The following is a 23560-nucleotide window of genomic DNA, read 5'->3' on the forward strand; positions in this document are numbered from 1 at the left end:
TGGCCAAAGTTCGACCTGCCCATGTCAAGCCAGGCTTCCTACGATGCGGAGCGCCTCCTACCTTCACAGGAACACCACAGATTCTTCAAAGGTGAACCAAGGGTCGGAGGCGTAGCCACCCCCCAATCCAAGGAGAAGCCATGGCGCGTGGACTTCTGCTGAGCGGCGCCGCGCTCGCCGCTCTCGTCGCCGCCGCACTACCCGCGGAGGCGTCGGACCCGTTCGACGACCCGCCCCCGGACAAGATCATCATCAAGGTCGCCACGGTCAACGGCTCCGGCTGCCCCCAGGGCACCACCGCCGTCGCCGTGTCCGAGGACAACACCGCCTTCACCGTGACTTACAGCGACTACCTCGCCCAGGTCGGCGGCAACTCCGACCCGACCGCCTTCCGCAAGAACTGTCAGCTGAACCTGGTCGTCCACGTCCCGCAGGGCTTCACCTACGCGGTCGCCAGCGCCGACTACCGGGGCTTCGCCTCACTCCAGTCCGGTGCGAGCGCGGTCCAGCGGGCCTCGTACTACTTCCAGGGCTCACCGCAGACGGCGTACCGCAGCCATCCGTTCAGCGGCCCCCTCAACGACAACTGGCAGGCCACCGACAGCACTGACTGGGCGCAACTCGTCTGGGCGCCCTGTGGAGTTCAGCGCAACTTCAACATCAACACCGAGCTCCGGGTGAACGCCGGTACCTCCTCGCCGGCCAAGGTCAGCTTCATGACCATGGACTCGACCGACGGTGACATCAGTACCGTCTACCACCTGGCGTGGAAGGAGTGCCCGGACACCGACTGACCGCCGGCGAGGAAATCGGTCCAGGCGGCCGGGGAGACGGTGAGCCGCGGCCCCTGACGGTCCTTCGAGTCGCGGATGTGGATGGTAGCGGCGGTGACGGCGACTTCTAGGCAGTCGCCGGAACCGCTGCTGCTATAGCTCGACTTGAACCATGCCAGCTCGCTGGTGCTCATAGGTCTCCTCGCAACCGCCGCAACAGGCTCAAGGAGTCCTCGGGTGAGAGAGCCTGCGCACGCATCCTGGCATATCGCCTTTGGAGGACGCCCACCACCTTTGAGTCCGGGATGAGCTGGCCGCATTCCGGGCCCTCGATGTAAGCGAACCACCTGTTCTCGGGTGTCTCCAGGAGTTGCATGGGGCCGTGCAGCCCGGCATGTGATTCCCGCATCACCGGCATCATCTGGATCTCGACGTTCCGTAGCTCGCTGATCTCCCGGACGTGATCGATGAGTTCTCGCGTGACCTGGACACCGCCCGTGTGCCGCAGGAACAGGTGCTCTTCGAGGATGAAGCTGAACTCGGTGTTCGGGCGCTCCCGCAACAGCCGCTGACGCTCTGCCCGCGCTTCCCACTGCGCCTCGATCTGCTCGTCGGTCAGCGGCGGCAACTGGTCGTCGAACAGCTGGCGGGCGTACGCCTCCGTCTGCAACAACCCTGGGATCAACCGGCACTCATAGGTGCACAGTGTGATGGCGGTCGCCTCTAACCGAGCCCACCGCCGAAACCAAGCCGCCAGCCCCGGCTGCCGAGCCAGATGCTGTGCCGCCTTGCGTAAGGCGCCCGTGTTGCCCAGTGCCGGTTCCGCCCGGTCCGCGAACGTCGGGTCCGGCATTCTCCGGCCCAGCTCCAGCGAGGCCACCATGTGCTTCGACAGCCCCACCTCCTCCGCGAACTCCTCCCGGCTCAGCCCGGCATGCTCCCGCAGCGCCTGCACGACCGCCCCGAACGTCCGCAGGCTGTCCGACGTCTCCGGCTCGCCACCCGTACCCACCGCGCCATCGACCACTGCCGATCACCTCCCCTCGGCATGGTCACGGTCCGTCATGCGTACTGTCCACCCCGTCACCGCGTACGCTCGCGCAGCGTACGCGCCGCCGACCTGGTGAAGTGCCCCGCCCGGCCGCCAGATTGGGGGCATGCTCGTACCGCGCACCCCCCGACCGCCGGTCACCGTACGTGTGTTCACCCAGCGCCTCACCGCCACCCCGCGCGGCGCCCGCCTCGCCCGCCATCTCGCCCAGAGCCAGCTGCACCTGTGGGGCATCCCGCACGGCACCGAGGTGTCGGACGCCGTGGCGACGATCGTCGCCGAACTGGCCGCCAACGCCGTGACCCACGGCCGCGTCCCCGGCCGTGACTTCGAGTTGCGGCTGTCCCTCGTCACCGGGAGCGTCCGCGTCGAGGTCAGCGACACCTGCGCCGAACGGCGTCCGCCCGCGTCGGCGGACGTACGACCCCCGTGTCCGCTCGACGAGTACGGCCGTGGCCTCGTCCTCGTCCAGGCGCTAGCCGACCGCTGGGAGGTGCTGGAGCGGGAGCCGCCCGGCAAGACCGTCCGCGCGGAGGTGGACGTACCGAGGTGGCTGGCCGTGTTCGGGCACTGAACACCGGAGCCCGGGGTCACTTCGGCCGACAGTTGCCGCGTGGACCATTGACGCGCAAGGTGTTCGATTCTACGGTCCCGTCCGAAGTAGCGATCGTTGTTCGACATACAGAACAGGAGCGTTCGCGTGAGCCGCACCAGAACCGCTCTCCTCGCCCTTCCCGCCGCCGTCCTGCTGGCCCTCATTCCGTCCAGCGCGTCGGCCTACCCCAACCCCGGCACGGTCACGGGCTCCACGGTCGTCCACGACCCGACGATGATCCGCACCTCGTCCGGGCAGTACCTGCTCTACGCCACCGGCGGAGGCCTCGCCAGCAAGACCTCCGCCAACCGCATCGCCTTCAGCGCGGGTGCCGACGCCTTCTCCTCCCGGCCCGGCTGGTGGTCGGCGTACTCCTCCGTCCCGGAAGCCTGGGCGCCGGACATCTCGTACCGCGGTGGCAAGTACCTGATGTACTACTCCGTCTCGAAGTTCGGCTCGAACACCTCAGCCATCGGACTCGCGGCCTCCACCACCGGCCTGCCGGGCAGCTGGACGGACTACGGCACGGTCCACACGTCCAACTCCGCCAGCGACCACAACGCCATCGACCCGAACCTCTTCGTCGACGACGACGGCAAGTGGTGGCTGTCGTTCGGCAGTTGGTGGACCGGGATCAAGATGATCCAGATCAACCCGTCCACCGGCAAGCAGCTCTCCACCAACACCACCCGGTACTCCCTGGCCTCCCGCCCGACCGGCACCAAGGCGGTGGAGGCCCCGTACATCGTGAAGCGGAACGGCTACTACTACCTCTTCGCCTCGTACGACACCTGCTGCGCCGGCACCAGCTCGACGTACAAGGTCAAGGTCGGCCGGGCCACGAGCGTCACCGGGCCGTACCACGACAAGAACGGCGTGGCGATGATGAACAACGGCGGGACCCCGGTGCTGGAGTCCCACGGCCGCTACATCGGGCCCGGCGGGCAGTCGATCATGAACGACGTCGACGGCGACCTGATCGTCTACCACTACTACGACGCCCAGGACAACGGCACGCCCAAGCTCGGCATCAACCTCCTGAACTGGAGCAGCGGATGGCCCGTCGCGTACTGACGCTGCCGACCGCGCTCGCTCTTCGCGCTCGGTCCGGACGCACGTGGCCAGGGGTGCGGGGCCGTGTCGATGCGCGGCTTCACCCCATTCCGGCCGCGTTGGGCCAACCCCCGGCGCTCGGCCACCCGGTCGCCGGGGCAGGCGCGAGCCCCGGACCGGTGGTCCCGCGGACCTGCGCCGCCGTCAGCCCACCGCGGGCCGGAACACCTGGCGGCGTAGGCCCGACAGCCGCGGCGGCCGGCATCGGCGCCGGTACCGGCGTCGGCATCGGCATGGGCATGGGCGCCGCGGGCATCGGCGCCGCGGGCATCGGCGCCACAGGCATGGGCGCCACCGGCATCGGCTCCGGAGCCGGTACGGCCGCCGCGGGCATGGGCTGCGGCATCGGTATACCCGCCCCGTTCGTGGAGCTGACCAACCGATCCACGGCCGCCGTACCCGAGCTGTAGCTGGTCCCTGTAGCCAGCTCGGGCACGGCGGCCGCTCCCCTCCTGGTCCCGTAGAGCACCTGTTCCAGACCGGACACCAGGCGACGCACGTCCGTCTGGGGGCGCACCACGAGTCTCAGGAAGCGGCTGGACGAGCCGATCTTGTTGCCGCACTCACGGACCAGGATCCGGTGCTCGGTCAGCAACCGGTCCCGGACCACCGTGCCTTCGGCACCCACCGGGAGTCGTACGAACAGGAAGTTGCCCTGCGAGGGGTACACCGTCAGGCCGGGCAGTGCCGCGAGCTGGCTCGCCATGTCGAGGCGGTCCCGGCGCACCTGGTGCAGGCTCTCCGCGTACTCCTGACCATGGTTCTTCAGCATGAAGACGACATGCTCGGCGAAGGCGTTGAGGTTCCACTTGGGGAGCATGGAACGGACCCGCCCGGCGAGGGCGGGGTTGGCGACGAGATAGCCGAACCGTATGCCGTGCAGCCCGAAGTTCTTGCCGAGGCTGCGCAGCACGATGACGTTGGGCCGCAGCATCGCCTCCTGCACGACGGACGGCTCCGCCTCCGCGTCGGCGAACTCCAGGAAGCTCTCGTCGATGACGACCAGGTCCAGATCCGCCATCGCGTCCATGAACTGCGTGATCGCGTGCCGGTGGAGGAACCCGCCGTCGGGGTTGTTGGGGTTGCAGATGACGGCGACACGGGTGCCGCGGGCCCGGATGAACTCGGCGTACTGCGCGAGGTCGAGGGCGAAGCCGCTGGACTCCTGGAGCGGGAACATGTCGACCCGCTTGCCGGTCTCCATGGGCTGGTCGGTCCAGCGGCCGAAGGTGGGGACGGGGATGGCGAGGGACTCCCGGACCAGCAGATGGTCGATCCAGGTGATCAGCTCGGTCGAGCCGTTGCCCATCGCCACGGCTTGCGGCGGGAGTTGCAGGAGGTTGCACAGCTCGGCCGTGATGGTGTCCGCGCTGCTGGGGTAGTACGTGATGATGTCGCGCAACCGGCCCGCCATGTCGTCGAACATGGCGGGCGTGGGGAAGTACGGGTTGCACGGGATGCAGAAGTCGATCGGCCCGACCCCGTCACCGCCCTCACGGGTCAGCGAAGCCATCGAGGGGCTGTGCGCCGCCGTGCTGCGGAACAGCGAGGTGACGTTCTCAGCCAAGGCAACCTCCGTGTCTGGGTGGCCCGTGCGGGGGAGCACGGGCCACCCTTGGATACGGATGCCTGAGTGGCGTTGTTCAACCTCTTTGTATTTGTTGGGAAGTTGTGAACCCTCGGTGACGCAGGGTCACGCGCTGAACGAGTGCACCGTCGTCGTCCGGTACGTCTGCCCGGGGCGCAGCACCGTCGACGGGAACGACGGGTGGTTCGGCGAGTCCGGGAAGTGCTGCGTCTCCAGGCACAGGGCGTCGCCCTGGCGGTAGGTCCGGCCGGAGGGGCCGGTCAGGGTGCCGTCGAGGAAGTTGCCGGAGTAGAACTGCAGGCCCGGCTCGGTCGTGGCGATCTTCATGGTGCGGCCGGAGGCGGGGTCCCGCAGGGTGGCGATGTGCTCGGGCCGGGCGGTGATGCCCTTGTCCAGCACCCAGTTGTGGTCGAAGCCCTTGGCGGTGACCAGCTGCGGGTGCGCGACGCGGATGTCCCGGCCGATCGGCTTGGCCTTGCGGAAGTCGAAGGGGGTGCCGGCCACCTTGGCCAGCTCACCGGTGGGGATCAGTCCCGAGTCGGTGGGCGTGTAGCGGGAGGCGGCGATCGTCAGCTCGTGGTCCTCGATCGTGCCGCTGCCCTCGCCGGCCAGGTTGTAGTAGACGTGGCTGGTGAGGTTGACGACGGTGGCCTTGTCGGTGGTGGCCTCGTAGTCGATGCGCCAGTCGCCGGAGCGGGTCAGGGTGTAGGTGACCTTGGTCCTCAGCGTGCCGGGGTAGCCCATCTCACCGTCGACGCTGGTGTAGTACAGGTACAGGCCGACGTCGGAGCCCTTGGTGAACGGCTCCACGTCCCACACGCGCTTGTCGAAGCCCTGGGCGCCGCCGTGCAGGCTGTTGTCGCCGTCGTTGACGGAGAGCTGGTAGCTCTTGCCGTCGAGGGTGAACTGCCCCTTGTCGATGCGGTTGCCGTAGCGGCCGATCAGCGCGCCGAAGTACGGGCTGCTGGCGACGTAGTCCTCGAGGTTGTCGAAGCCCGCGGAGACGTTGGTGCGGCGCCCGCGCCGGTCCGGTATCTCCAGGGACTGGACGATGCCGCCGTAGGAGAGGACCTTCAGGCGGGTGCCGCCGTTCTCCAGCGACCAGCTGTAGACCTTAGTGCCGTCGGCGAGCTTGCCGAAGAGCGACTTCACCGGCCTGTGTCCTCCCGTGGCGTGTGCGGTGCCGCTCACGGCGGCGGTGACACCGGCGGCTGCCGCCCCGGCGATGAGGGTGCGTCTGTTCAGTTCCATGCAGCGGCTCCTGCGATGTGAAGCGGGCCCCGCCTTCCGGCGGGGCCCGAGCTGACTTACGAACCGACCTTGCGCTTGTTCCACACGTCGAACCCGACCGCCGCCAGCAGCACGAGTCCCTTGATGACCTGCTGCCAGTCGGTGCCGATGCCGACGAGGTTCATACCGTTGTTCAGCACGCCCAGGACCAGACCGCCGATGATCGCGCCGAGCACGGTGCCGACACCGCCGCTCATCGACGCGCCGCCGATGAACGCGGCTGCGATGGCCTCCAGCTCGAAGTTGAGGCCGGCCTTGGGCGAGGCCGCGTTGAAGCGGGCGGCGAAGACCAGACCCGCCAGGGCCGCGAGCATGCCCATGTTCAGGAAGACCAGGAAGGTGACCTTCTTGTCCTTCACACCCGACAGCTTGGCCGCCGGGAGGTTGCCGCCGATGGCGTAGATGTGGCGGCCGATGATCGCGTTGCGCATGACGTAGCCGAAGCCGACCAGCAGCACCCCGAGCACCAGCAGGACGTACGGCGCGCCCTTGTAGCTGGCGAGCAGCATCGTGAGGGTGAGGATGGCGGCGCCGATCGCGACCAGCTTCAGCAGGAAGAGGTTGAACGGCGGGACGTCCAGCGCGAACTCCTGCTGGCGGCGCCGGTCGCGGAACTCCTGGAAGATCACGAACGCGATCATCGCGAGACCGAGCAGCAGGGTGAGGTTGTGGTAGTTGGTGTCCGGGCCGACCTCGGGCATGAAGCCGTTGGAGACCTTCTGCAGCCCCTCGGGGAACGGTCCGAGGGTCTGGCCCTCGAGGAAGATCTCGGTCAGACCGCGGAAGATCAGCATGCCCGCGAGGGTGACGATGAAGGAGGGTATGCCGCCGTAGGCGATGAAGAACCCTTGTACCGCGCCCGCGAGCGCGCCCATGGCGAGACAGAGGATGACGGCGACCGGCCAGGGCAGATCGTTCTTGACCATGAACACGGCGGCCATCGAGCCGATGAACGCCGTCAGTGAGCCCACCGACAGGTCGATATGGCCCGCGATGATGACCAGCATCATGCCGATCGCGAGGATCAGGATGTAGCTGTTCTGGAGCACCAGGTTGGAGACGTTGCGCGGCAGCAGCAGGTCGCCGTCGGTCCACACAGCGAACAGCACCACGATCAGGCCGAGCGCGAACAGCATGCCGTACTGCCGCATGTTGCGGCGCATGCCGTCCAGCACCAGCTGGAGCAGGCCGTCTCCGGTGGCCGAACCGCCCTTGCCGGGCGGCGCCGGGGCCGGCGTCTTGGCGGTCACATCCGTGCTCATCGGGATACCTCTTTGTCCTTGGTCATCTGGCGCATCAGCGATTCCTGCGAGGCCTCGGCCCGCGTGAACTCGCCGGTCAGCCGCCCCGCGGCCATCGTGTAGATGCGGTCACACATGCCGAGCAGCTCCGGCAGCTCGGAGGAGATGAAGACGACCGCCTTGCCCTGGGCGGCCAACTGGTCGATGACGGTGTAGATCTCGTACTTGGCGCCGACGTCGATCCCGCGCGTCGGCTCGTCCAGGATCAGCACGTCGGGGCCCGCGAAGATCCACTTGCTGAGGACGACCTTCTGCTGGTTGCCGCCGGACAGCTTGCCCACCGGCTCGAAGACGGTGGGCGCCTTGATGTTCATGGACTTGCGGAAGCCCTCGGCGACCTGCCGCTCCCCGTGCTCGTCGACCACGCCCCGCTTGGCGACCTTGCCCAGCGCGCTGAGCGAGATGTTGCGGTTGATGGTGTCGATGAGGTTCAGGCCGTAGTGCTTGCGGTCCTCGGTGACGTACGCGATGCCGTTCCTCACCGCCTCGGGGACGGTCTTGGTACGGATCTCCTTGCCGTCCTTCAGGACCGTGCCGCCGTGGTACCGGCCGTAGGTCCGCCCGAAGACGCTCATCGCCAGTTCGGTGCGGCCCGCGCCCATCAGTCCCGCGATCCCGACGATCTCCCCGCGCCGCACGGCCAGGGACACGTCGTCGACGACCTTGCGCTGCTGGTCGATCGGGTGGTGCACGGTCCAGTTGCGGATCTCCAGGGCCGGGGCCGCGCCCTCCTCCGGCTCGTGCGGGGTGCGGTCGGGGAAGCGGTGCTCCAGGTCCCGGCCGACCATCCCGCTGATGATCCGGTCCTCGGTGGTCTCCTCGGCCTTCACGTCGAGGGTCTCGATGGTCCGGCCGTCGCGCAGGATCGTCACCGAGTCGGCGACCTTGCGGATCTCGTTGAGCTTGTGGCTGATGATGATCGAGGTGATGCCCTGGTTCTTCAGCTCCAGGATCAGATCGAGGAGCTTGCCGCTGTCCTCGTCGTTCAGGGCCGCGGTCGGCTCGTCCAGGATGAGCAGCTTCACCTTCTTCGACAGCGCCTTCGCGATCTCGACCAGCTGCTGCTTGCCGACACCGATGTCAGCGACGCGCGTGTCGGGGTGGTCGCCGAGCCCGACCCGGCGCAGCAGCTCGGTGGCGTGCCGCAGGGTCTCGGTCCAGCTGATGATCCCGCGCGTGGCGTGCTCGTTGCCGAGGAAGATGTTCTCCGCGATGGAGAGATAGGGGATCAGCGCCAGTTCCTGGTGGATGATCACGATGCCGTGATGCTCACTGGCCCTGATGTCCTTGAACTCGCAAGGCTCCCCCTCGAAGAGGATCTCGCCCTCGTACGTGCCGTGCGGGTGGACGCCGGAGAGGACCTTCATCAGGGTCGACTTGCCGGCGCCGTTCTCCCCGCAGATGGCGTGGACCTCGCCCTGCCGGACGGTCAGATTGACGTCCGACAGCGCCTTGACGCCGGGAAAGGTCTTGACGATCGAGCGCATTTCCAGGACGGGTCCCGCCATGGTCGTGCCTTCCAATCAGTGGGTGACGGCGGTTAGTTGAGGTCGCTTTCCTTGATGTAGCCGGAGTCGACGACCGTCGCCTTGTAGTTGGCCTTGTCGACGCTGACCGGGTCCAGCAGGTAGGCCGGGACGACCTTGGAGCCGTTGTCGTAGGTCTTCTCGTCGTTGACCTCGGGCTTCTTGCCGTTGAGGACGGCGTCGACCATGTTGGAGGCGACCTTGGCGAGTTCGCGGGTGTCCTTGTAGACGGTCATCGACTGCTCGTCGGCGATGATCGACTTCACCGAGGCGACCTCGGCGTCCTGGCCGGTGACGATCGGCAGCGGCTTGGACTTGGAGCCGTAGTCGTCCGACTTCAGCGCCGACAGGATGCCGATGGAGATGCCGTCGTACGGCGAGAGCACCGCGTCGACCCGCTCGCTCTTGTACGCCGAGGTCAGGATGTCGTCCATGCGCTTCTGGGCGGTGCCGCCGTCCCAGCGCAGGGTGGTGACCTGGGTGAGGTCGGTCTGCCCGGAGCGGACGACGAGCTGCTTCTTGTCGATGTAGGGCTGCAGGACGTTCATCGCGCCCTGGAAGAAGTAGCGGGTGTTGTTGTCGTCGTTGGAGCCGGCGAACAGCTCGACGTTGAAGGGGCCCTTCTCGGATCCGTCCTTCAGGCCGAGCTTCTCGACGATGTAGGTGCCCTGCAGCTCGCCGACCTTCTCGTTGTCGAAGGAGGCGTAGTAGTCGACGTTCTCGGTGCCGAGGATCAGGCGGTCGTAGGAGATCACCGGGATGTCGGCGTCCTTGGCCTGCTGGAGCACGTTGTTCATCGACTTGTTGTCGATGGCCGCGACGATCAGGGCCTTCACGCCCTGCGTGATGAGGTTCTCGATCTGGGAGACCTGCTGGTCGGGGTCGTCCTCGCCGTAGACCAGCTTGGTCTTGTAGCCCAGGTCCTTGAGGTGCTTCTCGACGTTGTTGCCGTCGGCGATCCAGCGCTCGGAGGACTTGGTCGGCATCGCGATACCGATGGTGGCGCCTTCGGTGCTCCCCTTGCCCTCCTCACTGCCGCCCTCGGAGTCCTGGCCGCAGGCGGTCAGGGTGAGGGCGAGGGAGGCGGCGGTGGCTATGGCGGCGAGTGCGGCTCGGCGATTGCGCATGGTCATCTTCCTTGATGTCTCAGCACGACTGGGTGTGTGGGATTCTGTTTGGCTGCGTCGTCTTCTGTGAAGAGGTGGCGTCGAAACCTTTATGAAGATGTTTCGAAACGTCGGAGTTCGCCGGGCAGCCGGGAGCCCAGGGGGGCCATGTCCCCGTCGGCGCCGTGCCGGGCGAGGAGGTCCAGGGCCAGCCGGCCCCGGCGCACCCGCTCCTTGGCGGTCGACAGGGTCAGCTCGCGCAGGTGATGGCCGTAGGGGTAGATCCCGGGGGCCTTCGACAGGCCGAACTTCAGATAGAGCGGTGCGCCGCGGCGGATCAGCTCGGCGACCTCGTACATGCGCACATAGCCGCCGAGATCGTCGGGGGCCTCGATGTACATGTCCATGGGGGCGGCGGACACCCGCCGGATCTCGGTGAGGTGATCGAGCGTCAGATCGCTGGGCACGTTGACGGAGTCGGCGCCGAGCCGCTCGTACACGGCGTACGCGGCCGGATTGACCGGGCCGATGAGCGCGCTCACCTTGAGCGTCGTGTCCGCCGGGATGATCCCGGCGACCCGCGCCCGGTGCAGGGTCCACAGCACGCCCTCGTCGGCGACGAGCAGGCACTTCACGCCCAGCTCCGTGGCGCGTACCGCGTCCTCGACGCACCCGGCGACGGCGTCATGGCCCCGGGCGCGCAGTCCGGCCCCCCGTGAGTCGGTGCGCGTGGAGCCGCCGATGTCCCAGGTGCCGCGCGGCCCGGTGAACAGGCAGAGCTCGATGTCGCGTTCGGCGGTGGCCTCGACCATCTCGGTGACCTCCGAGTCGGTGAGCATCCACACGCCGCTGCCCTGGCTGATCCGGTGGATCGGCACATCGAGCCGCGAGGCTTCCTTCAGGACGACGGCCAGCGCTTCGGGGCCCTCGCACGAGGGAATCTCGGTGCGCCAGCGGCCGCCGCCCGGAAAGGCGTGGGGCGAGGCGTCGTCGGGGGAGAGCTCGGGCGCGCCCAGGCCGAGGGCGGCGAGCGCCTGCTCACCGGGTCGACGGGCTGCCGTGGCGGAAGCGTCGGTCACAAGCTGTCCTTCTTGTTCGATATACCGGACGAAGTTCGCGGCTTTGGGTAGGGGAAGGCGGGAGTGGTGGGTGTACGCCGGTGCGGGGGCCGTCAGGTAACCCCCGCACCGGCATACGGTCAGGGACGCAGGAGGACCTTGCCGACCTTCGGATCGCCCGACCCCACCAGCTCGATGGCGCGCGCGAACCCGTCCAGCGGCAGCTCGTGCGTGACCAGCGGCAGCGGATCGAGCAGCCCCGCCGCGAACACCCGCGCCGTGTGCGCCCAGGCCTCCGGCGGCGCCCCGAACACGGTGTGCACCTCCAGCTGCCGTACGACGAGATCGGTGGGGTCCAGACCGAGCGCGCCCGGCGCCGGGATCCCGGTCAGGACCAGGCGCCCGCCGCGCCGGAGCAGCCCGGCCGAGACCCGGGCGGCGTCGGCGGACCCGGCGGTCTCGATGACCACGTCGAAGTCGTCCGGCAGGTCCTGGTCCTTGGTGCGGAAGTCGGTGGCCCCGAACTCCCGCGCCAGCGCCTCCCGGTCCCGCCGGGTGCCCACCACCAGCAGCTCGCCCGGCGAACCGGCGCGCAGGAACTGCACGGCGAACATGCCGAGCGTCCCGGTGCCCACCACCGCGACCCGCTCGCCCGGGCGGGCGTTCGCCTTGATCGCCGCGGCGGCGATACAGGCGGCGGGTTCCAGCAGCGCGGCGGCCGTCAGGTCGCAGTCGTCCGGCAGGACGTGCAGCAGCCGCGCCGGCAGGGTCAGCGTGGTCGCCATGGCCCCGGGCTGGGTGAACCCGGTCTCCTCGTACCCCGCGGTGCACAGCGTGGTCTCACCGGCGTGACAGCGGTCGCAGACCTGGCAGTTGCGGAAGCCCTCCCCGACGACCTTCCGGCCGACGAGCTCCGGGGGGACTCCGGCGCCGACCGCCTCGACGGTCCCCGACCACTCATGACCGGGGGTGAGCGGGTACCGGACGTACCCCTCGGGCCGGTTGCCCTGGTAGACCTCGCGGTCGCTGCCGCAGATGCCGACCGCGTGGACGCGGACCAGCGCCTCGCCGGCCTCGGGCCGCCGCGGTTCATGAGGGGTCAGCCGGTGCTCGCCGGGCGCCTCGATGACGACGGCGGTGCTCACGGCTGGGTGCCCTTCGGCTTGCGCTGCTCCCAGCCCTCGGCCCACAGGTCGAACCGGGCCTGCTGCTGCGGGAACTCGGCGGCGGCGTCGGCGTCGAACTCGACCCCGAGACCGGGGGCCTCGGAGAGGTGGAAGTACCCGTCGACGACCTGCGGGGCGCCCTTGACGACCTTCTTGATGTCGGCGTCCGCGAAGTCGTTGAAGTGCTCCAGGATCTTGAAGTTGGGCGAGGTGAACCCGACCTGGAGGGAGGCGGCGGTCAGCACGGACCCGCCGACGTTGTGCGGGGCGACGAGCATGTAGTGGGTCTCGGCGGTGGCGGCCAGCTTCCGCGTCTCCCAGATGCCGCCGATGTGACCGACGTCGGGCTGGATGATGTCGACGGCCTGGCTCTCGAAGAGCTCCCGGAACTCGATCCGGTCGTGGATCCGCTCACCCGTGGCGACCGGCATGTCGACCTTGGCGGCGACCTTCTCCAGCGCCTTGAGGTTCTCCGGCGGGCAGGGCTCCTCCAGCCAGGCGGGGTTGAAGGGCGCGAGCTCGCGGGCGAGGCGTACGGCGGTGGCGGGGGAGAAGCGGCCGTGCATCTCCAGCATCAGCTCGGCCTCGGGGCCGATGGCGTCCCGCACGGCCTCGATCAGGGAGACGGCGTACAGGGTCTGCTGGTGGTCGAGCTCGAAGTGGCCGGTGCCGAAGGGGTCGATCTTGAGCGCCTGGTAGCCGCGCTCCATCACGCCCTGGGCGGCCTTGTGGTACGCCTCCGGGGTCCGCTCGGTGGTGTACCAGCCGTTGGCGTACGCCTTCACCTTGTCGGTGACCTTGCCGCCGAGCAGCTGCCAGACCGGCACGCCCAGCGCCTTGCCCTTGATGTCCCAGCAGGCCATCTCGATGACGGCGATACCGGACATCACGATTTCACCCGCGCGGCCGTAGTCGCCGTACTTCATGCGGCGTACGAGGTCTTCCACGGCGAAGGGGTCGGAGCCGAGAATGTGGTTGGCCTCGGCCTCCCGCAGGTAACCGATCAGCGCGTCGGTGTGGCCCAGCATCCGGGTCTCGCCGACTCCCGAGATCCCCTCGTCGGTGTGCACCTGTACGTAGGTCAGGTTGCGCCACGGCGTTCCGACCACGTGTGTGCTGATTCCGGTGATGCGCACGGCAGTTGTCCCTTGCTGCGTCGTCAGCTCTTTGCGTGTGTTCGAGATTTCGACACACGTTCGAAATGCTGACGTGACAGTAGGGAGCGGGCGGCGGGGGTGTCAATGGGTCGAACGCATAACGCTTTCGGGCTTTTCGAAACCTCGATGCACCGGAGACGATCATTCCGCACACAACTTTCACAGGCGGCCCTATGAACGTCGTCTGTGCGGAACTTAGTCTTCCGGCGTCATGGACTACTGCCACCCGTGCCGACGGCACCTGAATGGCGCCCTCGCCTGCCCGGGCTGCGGCGCGCCGGTCGAAGAACTCCGCGCGTACGCGAGCGAAGAAGAGGCGTCGCACACGGCGGAGGAAGCGTACGAGCCCGAGGCCGAGGTGGAGGAGGAGTCCCGCCCGGACGCGGGCGCCGGCACGAGCCGACGGGACCGCAAGGCGGCGGCACACCGGCGCCGGCGCCGCCGCGCCCTGCTGATCACCGCGGGTTTCCTGCTGGCCGCGGGCGGCCTGAGCCTCGCCGAGTTGGGTATGGACGCCCCCGGTTCCTCCCCGGCGGCCCCGGCCGCGGCGGGCGACGCCAAGACGGACGGCGGCGCGGGCGAGGAGGCGGGCGAGTCGGCGGAGCCCATCAGCGACCCCGCGGAGGCGGTGTCCGACTCGACGTCCCCGAGTGCCTCGGCGTCCCCGTCACCGTCGAAGTCCGCCAAGGAGTCCGAGAAGCCGGAGGACAAGCCGACGAAGGAGCCCCAGTCGTCGACGACGGGCGGCGGCGTCCAGCCCGGCACGACGGCGGCTCCCGAACCGACGGCAGCGGACCCCACTCCGACTCCGAGTGCGGATCCGACAACGCAGGAGCCGGAGCCGGAACCTTCGGAGACGTGCACCCGGTTCCTCTGGTGGTGCAGCTGACCCAGGGGCGCGGGGCTGTATCGATGTGCGGCTCCGCCGTGCGGGCCCGATCAACCCCCACCGGCCCGCAGGCTACGACTCCAGCATCCGCCGCAGCAGATCCCGCAGGGCCAGCCGCTCGTCGTCGGACAACCCGGCGAGCGGCTCGCGCGCGAACCGGAGTGACTCCCGCAGGCTGCGAGCCACCCGCCGCCCCTCGGTCGTAGCCGCCGCGACCTTCACCCGCCGGTCCGCGGGATCGGGCCGCCGCTCCACGAGCCCCCGTGACTCCAGCCGGTCGACGATCCCGGTCACGTTCGACGGCTCGCACTTCAGCCGCTGTGCCAGCTTGCGCATGGGCAGGGGCTCCAGGGACAGCAGACCCAGCAGCCGAGCCTGCGCCCCGGTCAGCGCGTGCTCGGCGGCGGCGTCCTCGTACTCCTCGTGGTACCGCGCCACGACCGACCCGATCAGGTCGACGACCTCCAAGGTCAGCTCATCAGCCATGGCATCCAGCCTAACCCGATACTTGACATCATGAAATATTCAGGCGCATGGTTGTTTCAGGTACTGAAGTATTCAGGAAGGTCACCCCCATGTCCGAAACCCCCGCGCTCCCTGCCGTCAGCCGTGAGTGGCACCTGCTCAGCCGCCCGGTCGGCTGGCCGAAGCCCGAGGACTTCGCCCTGGTCGAGGCGGAGATCCGGCAGCCGGGGCCGGACGAGGTGCTGGTGCGGAACGAGTACCTCTCGGTCGACCCGTACATGCGTGGCCGGATGAGCGCCGCCAAGTCCTACGTCGCCCCCTTCGAGCTCGGCAAGGCCATGCAGGGCGGCGCCGTCGGCGAGGTCGTCGCCTCGAACGTCGACGGCATCGCCCCCGGCGACCACGTCCTGCACTTCGGCGGCTGGCGCGAGTACGCCACCGTCGGCGCCGCCCAGACCGTCAAGGTCGACGCGAACGCCGCGCCCCTGTCGACGTACCTCGGCGTGCTCGGCATGACCGGCCTCACCGCCTACGCGGGCCTGCTGCGCACCGCCTCCTTCAAGGAGGGCGACTCCGTCTTCGTGTCCGGCGCCGCGGGTGCCGTGGGCAGCCAGGTCGGCCAGATCGCCAAGCTCAAGGGCGCCTCCCGGGTCATCGGCTCGGCCGGCTCCGACGAGAAGGTCAAGCTGCTGGTCGAGGAGTACGGCTTCGACGCGGCCTTCAACTACAAGAACGGCAAGGTCGGCGACCAGCTCCGGGAGGCCGCCCCGGACGGTGTCGACGTCTACTTCGACAACGTCGGCGGTGACCACCTGGAGGCCGCCATCGGGCAGCTCAACCGGGACGGCCGGATCGCGGTCTGCGGCATGATCTCGGTCTACAACAACACCGAGCCCGCCCCCGGCCCGCGCAACCTCGCCCGGCTGATCCAGACCCGCGGCCGGATCGAGGGCTTCCTGGTCGGCGACCACTACGACCTCCAGCCGCAGTTCGTCCAGGAGGTCGGCCCCTGGGTCGCCTCGGGCGCGCTGAAGTACCGCGAGACGGTCGTCGAGGGCATCGAGAACAACCTGGAGGCGTTCCTCGGGGTCCTGCGGGGCGACAACACCGGAAAGATGATCGTCAAGCTCTGACGTCTTCTACGACTTTCCGGCATGCGGTAACTTCTTTCCGAAACCGCCGTCGATCGTGGGCGCGAGTCGCGGCGGACCGAGGAGGAGAAGACACCACATGTCCAGCACCCCCATTGGTCGAGCTGACGTCCTGTACACCGCCGTCGCCACCGCCGAGAACGGTCGCGACGGCCGGGTCGCCACCGACGACGGCAAGCTCGACGTCGTAGTGAACCCGCCGAAGGAGATGGGCGGCAGCGGCGCCGGCACCAACCCGGAGCAGCTGTTCGCCGCCGGCTACAGCGCCTGCTTCCAGGGCGCCCTGGGCGTCGTCGCCCGCCAGGAGAAGGCCGACATATCGGGCTCGACCGTCACCGCGAAGGTCGGCATCGGCAAGAACGACGAGGGATTCGGCCTGATCGTGGAGATCTCCGCGACCATCCCGAACGTGGACGCGGAGACGGCCCAGAGCCTGCTGAAGAAGGCCCACGAGGTCTGCCCGTACTCGAAGGCGACCCGCGGCAACATCACCGTGACGCTGGCCTGACCCGCCTCGTCGCCTACGACGAAGGCCGCACCCTCGGACGCGGGGTGCGGCCTTCGCCGCGCTCAGACGGCCAGCGCCGCCGTGTGGGCGGCCCGCACCAGCCGTACGTTCTCCGGTGCCGCCCCGCCCGGGAAGGCGCACCTGCGCCGGGTGTAGCCGTAGGCCAGGCCGCTGCGGGGGTCGGCGAAGGCCTGGGAGCCACCGGCGCCGCTGTGGCCGAACGCGCCGGCGCCCAGGAACGGGTACCAGACGTCCGCCGTCGCCTGGAAGCCCAGGCCGAAGGCCTTGTGGGCGCGGGCGACCAGGTCGTAGCCGACGGAGTGGATCTGGCCGACCTCGGCCACGGTGTCCGGCTTCAGCAGCGGTGGACGGCCGTCCACCTCGCTGATCGCCGCCGCGTACATCCCCGCGAGGCCGCGCGCGGCGGCGATCCCGCCCGCCGAGGCCGGTCCCTTGGCGCGCACGGTACGGGAGTTGGCGTGGTCCACCAGCTCGCCGGGTTCGGGCACGTGGGTGTTGAAGGCGATCGAGGAGAGCGTGTGCGGACCGGTGAGCGCCGAGTCCAGCAGGGCCTGCTGCTCGGGCGTGGGCGCCATCGGCTGCACCGAACGGAAGCGGGGTTCGAGGGCGGCGGGCAGACCCAGGTGGAAGTCCAGCCCGTACGGGGACCGCACCCGCTCCTCGTAGACCTCCTGGAGCGTACGGCCCGTGGCGCGCCGTACGACCTCGCCGGTCAGCGCGCCGATGACCAGGGCGTGGTAGCCGAAGGCCGTGCCGGGGCGCCAGAACGGCCGCTGGTCGGCGAGCCGTTCCGCGATGACCCGGTCGTCGGCCAGCTCCTCCGCGGAGAACCCGGCGTCCAGGCCGACCAGACCGGCCCGGTGCGCGAGCAGATCGCGCAGGGTCAGCCCGTCCTTGCCCTCCGCCCCGAACTCCGGCCAGTAGTACGTCACCTTGCGGTCCAGTTCGAGGGTGCCGTCCTGCACCAGGAGGGCGACCACCAGATGGGCGGCACCCTTGGTCGAGGAGAACACGCCGTACAGCGACTCCCCGTCCGCGCCGTCCCCGGTCCACAGGTCGACGACCCTGCGGCCGTGCACATACGCGCACAACTGCCCCTCGTAGTCGGGCCGTTCCGTCGCCACGAAGGCGGCGAACTCCTCGCGCACCGCCTCGAATCCATCCGCGACGGTGCCGTGGATCTCCCTCGTCATCCGCTCTCCTCGTTGTCGACTAGCCGCTGTGCGTGTGTGCCACAGTGAACAATGCCCTTCCCACCTGGGCGAACTCGCCCTTGGGATGATCTCTGAAAAGCGGCTCGGTGCCGAACAGGACCGCGTGCGGACCGCTGACCACGGCCGCCTGTCCCGCCGCGGCCTCCGGACCGCCGGAGCCGTCCGCGTCCGCCCGCCAGTGCCCGGACAGGAGCGGATTCCCGGTCGCGTACGACTGGTCCACCCGCACCCCCGGCCCGAGGTCGGTAAACCACACCGGCGCGTACACGAAACCAGCGTCGGCGGTGCCGTCCGGATTCACCAGCCGCACCACGCCGTTGGCGTCCCCGTTGCCCTGCACCGGCTGCGTCGCCAGCAGCCCGGTCGCCGAGTTGAGCGCCGCGCCCACCGCACCCCGTCCGACGAGCCCGTGCCCGGCGAGGAAGGCGTCCAGGGAGGCGCGGGCGGCCTGCGTGAGGCTCTCCCGGTCCAGCCCCGCCGACACGAACAGCACATCCGCCCCGGACCAGTCGAACCCCGCGTTGAGCACCGCCGTGGAGACCGGGGTGACGTCGAAGTTCATCTCCCGCAGCGCGAACAGCTCGCCCGGTGTGACGGCTGCGGCCACCCGGGGGCGGCGCAGCTCATCGCCGCCACGCATCCGCGTCGCCTCGAACACGACGTCGTACGTCCGTGCCGCCACCGCCGCCCGGGCGCGAGCCGCCCCGGGCACGAGGGCACTGCCGTCCGGAGCCTGCCGGACCGAGACACCCTCCTCCAGCAGGTGGTTCAGGGCGGCCAGTTCGCCCGGGTCGGTCAGGCGCAGGCGGAGGTCGCCGCGCGGGGCGACGTGACCGATGTCGGCCGCCGCCTCCACGGGCCGCAGCGGAAGCCCGCTCAGGCTCCCCTCGCGCACAGGCTCCACCTCGGCGCCCCACAGCCGTCCCAGGCTCCAGCCCGAGATGTCGTACATCGCCGAGACCTTGTCGCTGATGTCCCGACCGTCGGCCAGCAGTACGTTCGCCATCCCGCGCCTGGGCTGGCGCAGGTCGACGACGTAGGAGCCCTTCGGGTACGTCCGCCCGGCGAGCCGGAAGGAGTGGGCGGCGCGGGTGACGCGGACGTCGTTGGCGATCAGGTGGTCGACCAGGCGGGCGGCCGCCGTTGTGGCCCCGGGGATCACGTACGCGCGGGGGAAGGTGGTCGTGTAGACGTCCTCCGGACCGATGCCGGGGACGCCGGGAACGGTCTCCGCTGACACCGGCACCTGGGGCTCCCCGCTCGCCCCGCGTCGGAACACCTCGATCTGGTCGGCGACGAGTGAGGTGCCGCGCTCCCGGACGAAGTCGAGGGTGGCCCGGAGCGCGGCGCCCGCCACATCGGTGTTGACGCCGGCGCGGCGGCGCAGCTCGTCGACCGGCAGGGTGTCGTAGGCGGTGTTGTTCACCCGCAGCGGGATCTCCACGGTGTGCGCGGCGACCGTGCCGTGGAAGGCCGCGTACTGGGGGGTGAAGATCGGCGGCCAGTCGTCCCAGCCCTCCTCCTGGTCGCGGAAGGGGATCTGCGCGGGCTGTACGCCGTCCTTCTGCGGGGTGTGGCCGAGGCCGTTGACGGCGGCCTCCATGCCGAGGGCGTTGGCGTAGGTGTTCTTCAGGAACAGGTCGTACTCGTAGTTCTCGCCGTGCGGGGGAGTGGTGGGCTCGATGAGGGTGCCGTTGACGTAACCGTGCAGGTCGAGCATGACCGCCGGCTGCTTGTCGAGCATGATCTGCCGCATCGCGCGGGTCTCCGGCTGCGAGGCGGTCACGAAGTCCCGGTTCAGGTCGAACCCGTTGGCGTTGGCACGGGTGCCGGCGATCCGGCCGTCCGGGTTGGCGGTGATGTTGAAATAGAGGCGGGAGTGGGCGAGGAGGCCCCTGGTGCCGCTGTCCTCGGCCGTGGCCAGCCGTCGGATCAGCTTCAGGGAGGCGTCGGTGCCCTCCCACTCGTTGCCGTGGATGTTGTTGTTGAGGAAGACGGGAGTCTTGTAACTCCTCTTGATCTCTGCGGACTTGGCGGCCGCAGCGGGCGCGTTCTCGATGAGTTCCCGCATCCGCTCCTGCGCGCGGGCCTGGCGGGCGGTCTCCGGGGCGGTGACGGTGACGAGATAGAGCCGGTGTCCACCGGCCGAGCGGCCCGCGATCTCCACGCTCACCCGGTCGCCGAGGCGCTGCAGGGCGTTCAGCTCGGGCGCGATGGCGTGGTACGGGGTGAGACCCAGCTTCTGGGACTTGTCGCCGGGGTTCCGGGGATCGGGGGAGAGGACCTGCTCGCGTGGATAGCCCCGCACATGACGGGCGAGCGGGGTGTCCTCGGCGAGGGCCCGCAGCGCGGCGCTCTCCGGGGCGCGGGCCGCCCGGTCGTCGGGGGCGGCCGACTCGCGGGTGGGCGCGGGACGGTCGGCGACGGCGCTGTGCGGGGTGAGGAACAGGGATCCGGCGGTCACAAGGGCGAGGACGGGGACGGTTCTCGTGGTGCGCACGCGTACCTCCTCCGGGTCTTCCTGAGATCGGTACGGCGAGGTGTACCTGTTCGACTCAACTCCAACAAGGGGGAGTTGGTGTCACCGATGCCCCGGACGGCCCACCCGGCGGCGGGAGAGAGGGCATCCTGAGGGTGACGGTGCCCGAGCCGAGGAGAGCACATGGCGACGATCCCTCCGCTGCCCAGCAGGGACGACGTACTGCGCATGGCACGCAACACCACCGACATCACCGGCCAGCTCCTGGACACGGCCGGGAACCTCACGAGGATCGCCGTGAACACCCTTGACCCAAGGGACGGTTCGGGTCAGGAGATGCTCCGGGTGCTACGCCGGACCACCGCCGAACTGGCCGAGGCGAGCGCGTCCCCGCAGGCGCAGGAGGCCTTCTACCGCATCGTCGAGACCCTCACCCGCCTGGGCGCCACGGGCGCGCCCCTGGCGGTCCACCCGGTCAGCGAACCGGCCCAGGCCCTGCTCGCCGCGCTGGGGGACAGCCTGCTGCCGGTGCTGGACGCGGTGGAACCGGCGGTGGAGGAGTTCGCGACGGCACTGGGCGAACTGGTGGAGGCGGCCGCACCCCTGCTCCCGGCGGGCGCGGGCCTGGCAGCGGGCATCCTGCTCGCCCTGACCCCGGTCCTGCGGGAGGCGGCGGAGGTCCTGACCGACGCGACGCCGGAACTGCGCCGCATCACCGACGCGTTGACGGCGGCGGTGGCCCCTTTGATCCCGCTCCAGGTATCCCTGGCGGAGCGAGCGGCGACGGCGGGCGCCAACGCCGTACGAGCCACCCTCCCCCCGCTCGCCGACCTGACGGAAGCGGCGGCGGCCACCACGAAGGCGGCCCGCCCGGTGCTCCTCGCCGGGGAGGAACTCCTGATGGCCGGCCTCGAACAACTCCAGCCCCTCCTCCTCTCCAGCGCGTCCCGCGCAGGCCGAGTGGTCCGCTCGGCGGCGGTACGGGTGTCGGCGGCGGTGTCGCCGGCGGCGGAGCGGGGGGTGGTGGTGGCGGTGGCGGCGGGCTGACCGGAGGGGGATCCCGGCCCGCCCGATAGAGTTCGGGCATGCGCGATCTTGGGGTGGGGTTCCGGTATCTGCTGGAGGGGCAGCGGTGGGTGGCCCGGCACGGCAAGCAGTACGGGTTCGGGCTGATCCCCGGGCTGATCACGTTCGTTCTCTACGCGGCGGCACTCGTCGGCCTCGTGCTCTGGGGTGACGACTTCGTCGGCTGGTCCACGCCGTTCGCCGACGACTGGTCGAGCCCCTGGCTCGGGCTGTTCCGCGGGTTCCTGACCGGTCTGCTGTTCGCCCTCGCCCTGCTCCTCGTCGCCGTCACCTTCACCGCGGTCACGCTGCTGATCGGCCAGCCCTTCTACGAGAACCTCTCCGAGAAGGTCGACCGGGACGTCTCCCCGGACGGCACCGCCCCCGAGTCGGGGCTGCCGCTCTGGCGCGAGCTGTGGATCTCGGGCCGCGACAGCCTGCGTATCGTCGTGCGGGCCGCGCTGTGGGGCATCCTGCTCTTCGCGCTGGGCTTCGTCCCGGTCGCCGGCCAGACGGTGGTCCCGGTGATCGGGTTCATGGTCACCGGCTTCTTCCTCACCGAGGAGCTCACCGCGGTCGCCATGCAGCGCCGCGGTGTCGAACTCCGCGACCGCCTCCGCCTCCTGCGCTCCCGCAGGACCCTGGTGTGGGGCTTCGGCACCCCGCTCGGCGTGGCCTTCGTCGTGCCGTTCGTCGCGATCTTCCTGATGCCGGGCGCGGTGGCCGGAGCCACCCTCATGGCCCGCGACCTCCTCGGCGAGGAGACGGCCGACGGCGAGGCGGAGAGCCAGGACGTCAGCGCGTGAGCGCGATCGTGATGATCGCCCGCACCTGCGCGATGATGTCCAGACGGTTGCGCACGAACTCCGGATCGGTCACCTCGGAGGTGTTCCCGGTCCCGAACTGCAGCACCGGCGTGTGCACATGTCCGGCCGGCAGCGAGTCGTGCAGGCCCAGGCGGTCCCGCAGCAGCGTGGCGCGATAGGCGACCTCGTTGGAGAGGTAGTTCCCGCCGCCCCCGGCCCGCGCGGTCGACCCCGGCGTCGGTCCCTCCGGCCGCACCACGGGCTCGGTGCCGCCCGCCGGGATCTCCGTCACGCTCGTGTTGTCGTACACCGGGAACCGGCCCGTCGCGGCCGCCACGATCTTCTCGTACGGCAGGGTCGTCGTCGTCCACTGCGGCTGCGAGGCCGGATCGCCGACCGGAACGGTTTCGGTGCGGCCGATGGTGTCGTTGTCCGGGAAGCCGCCCCGCCAGGCCCCGTTGGTCCGCTCGATGTCGAACCGCCCGACCCGGCCCTGGCTGACCGTGGTGAGCAGGTCGACGCCCTTGAGATACGGCCGTAGCGTCCGCTCCACCGTCCGGTCCGTGAAGTCCTGCCAGCGCACCGGGAACACCACGGTCTCGATCCGCGCGGGACCCTCGGCGGTCTCGATCACCGTGCCGTCCAGCGCGAGCGCGGTCGCCCCGGAGGGGTTGGAGATCCGGATGTCCCGGTCCAGGGTGAACGGGTCGAACCCGGTGACCAGGATCCGCTTCAGCCCTCTGCCGTGCGGATAGCGGATCGCGGTCTGCCCGCGCGAGGTCCGCTCCAACCGCTCCAGCAGTGCGGCCCGCTGGTGGTCCGAGAGCCCGAAGCCCGGTTCCCAGGACCGCACTTCCCGCGTCATCCCCAGCCGCGCCCAGTACAGCGGCCGGTCGTCGTCCCGGCTGAGGTCCCCGGCCGAGGGCCCTCGCCCCTGCGCCCGCTCCACGGCCCGCCGCCACAGCGCGCTTCCCTGGCGTACGACGACCGAGCGGGCCTCGGCGTAGGACCGCGCCCCCGACAGCGCCCGCGCGAACTCCGGTGCCACGGTGTCGAATCCGGACCGGCTCAGGATCTCCTGGGGTACCGCCCGGCCGAGCCGCTGCTCCTCGACCGTGGGACCCGTGGCGGCCGTCGCGGTCGTGGGCGCCGTCAGGGTGGTGGCCAGCGCCAGACCCAGCGCGCAGATCCCAACGCGTATGAGATTCAAGGGGAATCCGGTCCTTCCGTTGCGGAGG

General features: G+C 69.8%; 22 protein-coding genes. 8 read left to right on the top strand and 14 right to left on the bottom strand.

Going from position 1 to position 23560, the window contains the following annotated elements; genetic code table 11:
* Positions 1 to 140 precede the first annotated feature (140 nt).
* Entirely contained in the window at positions 141 to 794 is a 654-nt protein-coding gene (locus ACWDRW_RS06890; protein WP_451721099.1) for a DUF4360 domain-containing protein, read from the top strand.
* Here ACWDRW_RS06890 and ACWDRW_RS06895 read toward each other — a convergent pair.
* Both ACWDRW_RS06895 and ACWDRW_RS06900 read right to left on the bottom strand, forming a co-directional pair.
* Entirely contained in the window at positions 755 to 967 is a 213-nt protein-coding gene (locus ACWDRW_RS06895; RefSeq protein ID WP_451721101.1) for a DUF397 domain-containing protein, read from the bottom strand. The two genes, ACWDRW_RS06890 and ACWDRW_RS06895, sit on opposite strands and share 40 nt — an antisense overlap.
* Positions 964 to 1800 (bottom strand): helix-turn-helix domain-containing protein, encoded by an 837-nt coding sequence (locus ACWDRW_RS06900; RefSeq protein WP_451721103.1) that lies wholly within the window; start codon positions 1798 to 1800, stop codon positions 964 to 966. The genes ACWDRW_RS06895 and ACWDRW_RS06900 overlap by 4 nt, the downstream gene beginning before the upstream one ends.
* Positions 1801 to 1930: 130 nt before the next feature.
* Between ACWDRW_RS06900 and ACWDRW_RS06905 the strand changes: the two genes are divergently transcribed.
* A complete protein-coding gene (locus ACWDRW_RS06905) occupies positions 1931 to 2398 on the top strand; it encodes an ATP-binding protein (RefSeq protein ID WP_451721105.1) in 468 nt (155 codons plus the stop codon).
* Positions 2399 to 2524: 126 nt separating this feature from the next.
* Positions 2525 to 3493 carry an arabinan endo-1,5-alpha-L-arabinosidase gene (locus tag ACWDRW_RS06910; RefSeq protein WP_451721107.1) on the top strand — a complete coding sequence of 323 codons (969 nt, stop codon included), beginning with the start codon at positions 2525 to 2527 and terminating at the stop codon, positions 3491 to 3493.
* 79 nt (positions 3494 to 3572) lie between these two features.
* Here ACWDRW_RS06910 and ACWDRW_RS06915 read toward each other — a convergent pair whose 3' ends face one another.
* From ACWDRW_RS06915 to ACWDRW_RS06950, 8 genes are all read right to left on the bottom strand, one after another.
* Complete coding sequence (locus ACWDRW_RS06915) at positions 3573 to 5099, bottom strand: pyridoxal phosphate-dependent aminotransferase (RefSeq protein WP_451721109.1); 1527 nt, start codon at positions 5097 to 5099, stop codon at positions 3573 to 3575.
* A 126-nt stretch (positions 5100 to 5225) separates the two neighbouring features.
* A complete protein-coding gene (locus ACWDRW_RS06920) occupies positions 5226 to 6371 on the bottom strand; it encodes an aldose epimerase family protein (RefSeq protein WP_451721111.1) in 1146 nt (381 codons plus the stop codon).
* A gap of 56 nt (positions 6372 to 6427) precedes the next feature.
* The gene (gene mmsB / locus ACWDRW_RS06925; RefSeq protein WP_451721113.1) at positions 6428 to 7672 is read right to left on the bottom strand and encodes a multiple monosaccharide ABC transporter permease; all 1245 of its coding nucleotides are present in this window, start codon (positions 7670 to 7672) and stop codon (positions 6428 to 6430) included.
* Positions 7669 to 9219: a multiple monosaccharide ABC transporter ATP-binding protein gene (mmsA, locus tag ACWDRW_RS06930; RefSeq protein ID WP_451721115.1), complete on the bottom strand. Its 1551-nt coding sequence runs from the start codon at positions 9217 to 9219 to the stop codon at positions 7669 to 7671. Before mmsA ends, mmsB begins: the two co-directional genes overlap by 4 nt.
* A 32-nt stretch (positions 9220 to 9251) precedes the next feature.
* Entirely contained in the window at positions 9252 to 10364 is a 1113-nt protein-coding gene (chvE, locus tag ACWDRW_RS06935) for a multiple monosaccharide ABC transporter substrate-binding protein (RefSeq protein WP_451721117.1), read from the bottom strand.
* An 89-nt stretch (positions 10365 to 10453) separates the two neighbouring features.
* A complete protein-coding gene (locus ACWDRW_RS06940; RefSeq protein WP_451721119.1) occupies positions 10454 to 11422 on the bottom strand; it encodes a hypothetical protein in 969 nt (322 codons plus the stop codon).
* Positions 11423 to 11541: 119 nt separating this feature from the next.
* Positions 11542 to 12546, bottom strand: a complete 1005-nt coding sequence (locus ACWDRW_RS06945) for a zinc-dependent alcohol dehydrogenase (RefSeq protein WP_451721121.1) — start codon at positions 12544 to 12546, stop codon at positions 11542 to 11544.
* Positions 12543 to 13703: a mandelate racemase/muconate lactonizing enzyme family protein gene (locus tag ACWDRW_RS06950; protein WP_451721123.1), complete on the bottom strand. Its 1161-nt coding sequence runs from the start codon at positions 13701 to 13703 to the stop codon at positions 12543 to 12545. Before ACWDRW_RS06950 ends, ACWDRW_RS06945 begins: the two co-directional genes overlap by 4 nt.
* A 232-nt stretch (positions 13704 to 13935) precedes the next feature.
* Here ACWDRW_RS06950 and ACWDRW_RS06955 point away from each other — a divergent pair, with 232 nt between their 5' ends.
* Entirely contained in the window at positions 13936 to 14613 is a 678-nt protein-coding gene (locus tag ACWDRW_RS06955; protein WP_451721125.1) for an SCO2400 family protein, read from the top strand.
* A 72-nt stretch (positions 14614 to 14685) separates the two neighbouring features.
* Here the strand turns inward: ACWDRW_RS06955 and ACWDRW_RS06960 are convergent, their stop codons facing one another.
* A complete protein-coding gene (locus tag ACWDRW_RS06960) occupies positions 14686 to 15099 on the bottom strand; it encodes a MarR family winged helix-turn-helix transcriptional regulator (RefSeq protein WP_451721127.1) in 414 nt (137 codons plus the stop codon).
* Between the two features lie 89 nt (positions 15100 to 15188).
* On the opposite strand from ACWDRW_RS06960, the gene ACWDRW_RS06965 reads away from it, so the two are divergent.
* Together ACWDRW_RS06965 and ACWDRW_RS06970 are read left to right on the top strand one after the other, a co-directional pair.
* Positions 15189 to 16211: an NADP-dependent oxidoreductase gene (locus ACWDRW_RS06965; RefSeq protein ID WP_451721129.1), complete on the top strand. Its 1023-nt coding sequence runs from the start codon at positions 15189 to 15191 to the stop codon at positions 16209 to 16211.
* Between the two features lie 97 nt (positions 16212 to 16308).
* Complete coding sequence (locus ACWDRW_RS06970; RefSeq protein ID WP_451721131.1) at positions 16309 to 16737, top strand: organic hydroperoxide resistance protein; 429 nt, start codon at positions 16309 to 16311, stop codon at positions 16735 to 16737.
* Positions 16738 to 16799: 62 nt separating this feature from the next.
* Here the strand turns inward: ACWDRW_RS06970 and ACWDRW_RS06975 are convergent, their stop codons facing one another.
* Together ACWDRW_RS06975 and ACWDRW_RS06980 are read right to left on the bottom strand one after the other, a co-directional pair.
* Complete coding sequence (locus tag ACWDRW_RS06975) at positions 16800 to 17951, bottom strand: serine hydrolase domain-containing protein (protein ID WP_451721133.1); 1152 nt, start codon at positions 17949 to 17951, stop codon at positions 16800 to 16802.
* Positions 17952 to 17970: 19 nt separating this feature from the next.
* Positions 17971 to 20472, bottom strand: coding sequence for a M14 family zinc carboxypeptidase (locus ACWDRW_RS06980; RefSeq protein WP_451721135.1), 2502 nt, complete (start codon positions 20470 to 20472; stop codon positions 17971 to 17973).
* Positions 20473 to 20634: 162 nt separating this feature from the next.
* On the opposite strand from ACWDRW_RS06980, the gene ACWDRW_RS06985 reads away from it, so the two are divergent.
* Positions 20635 to 21498: a hypothetical protein gene (locus tag ACWDRW_RS06985; protein WP_451721137.1), complete on the top strand. Its 864-nt coding sequence runs from the start codon at positions 20635 to 20637 to the stop codon at positions 21496 to 21498.
* Positions 21499 to 21536: 38 nt separating this feature from the next.
* Positions 21537 to 22322, top strand: coding sequence for an EI24 domain-containing protein (locus tag ACWDRW_RS06990; RefSeq protein WP_451721139.1), 786 nt, complete (start codon positions 21537 to 21539; stop codon positions 22320 to 22322).
* Here ACWDRW_RS06990 and ACWDRW_RS06995 read toward each other — a convergent pair.
* The gene (locus ACWDRW_RS06995) at positions 22312 to 23532 is read right to left on the bottom strand and encodes a pyroglutamyl peptidase (protein ID WP_451721141.1); all 1221 of its coding nucleotides are present in this window, start codon (positions 23530 to 23532) and stop codon (positions 22312 to 22314) included. The two genes, ACWDRW_RS06990 and ACWDRW_RS06995, sit on opposite strands and share 11 nt — an antisense overlap.
* Positions 23533 to 23560 lie beyond the last annotated feature (28 nt).

The sequence above is a fragment of the Streptomyces sp. NPDC003635 genome (assembly GCF_053587635.1).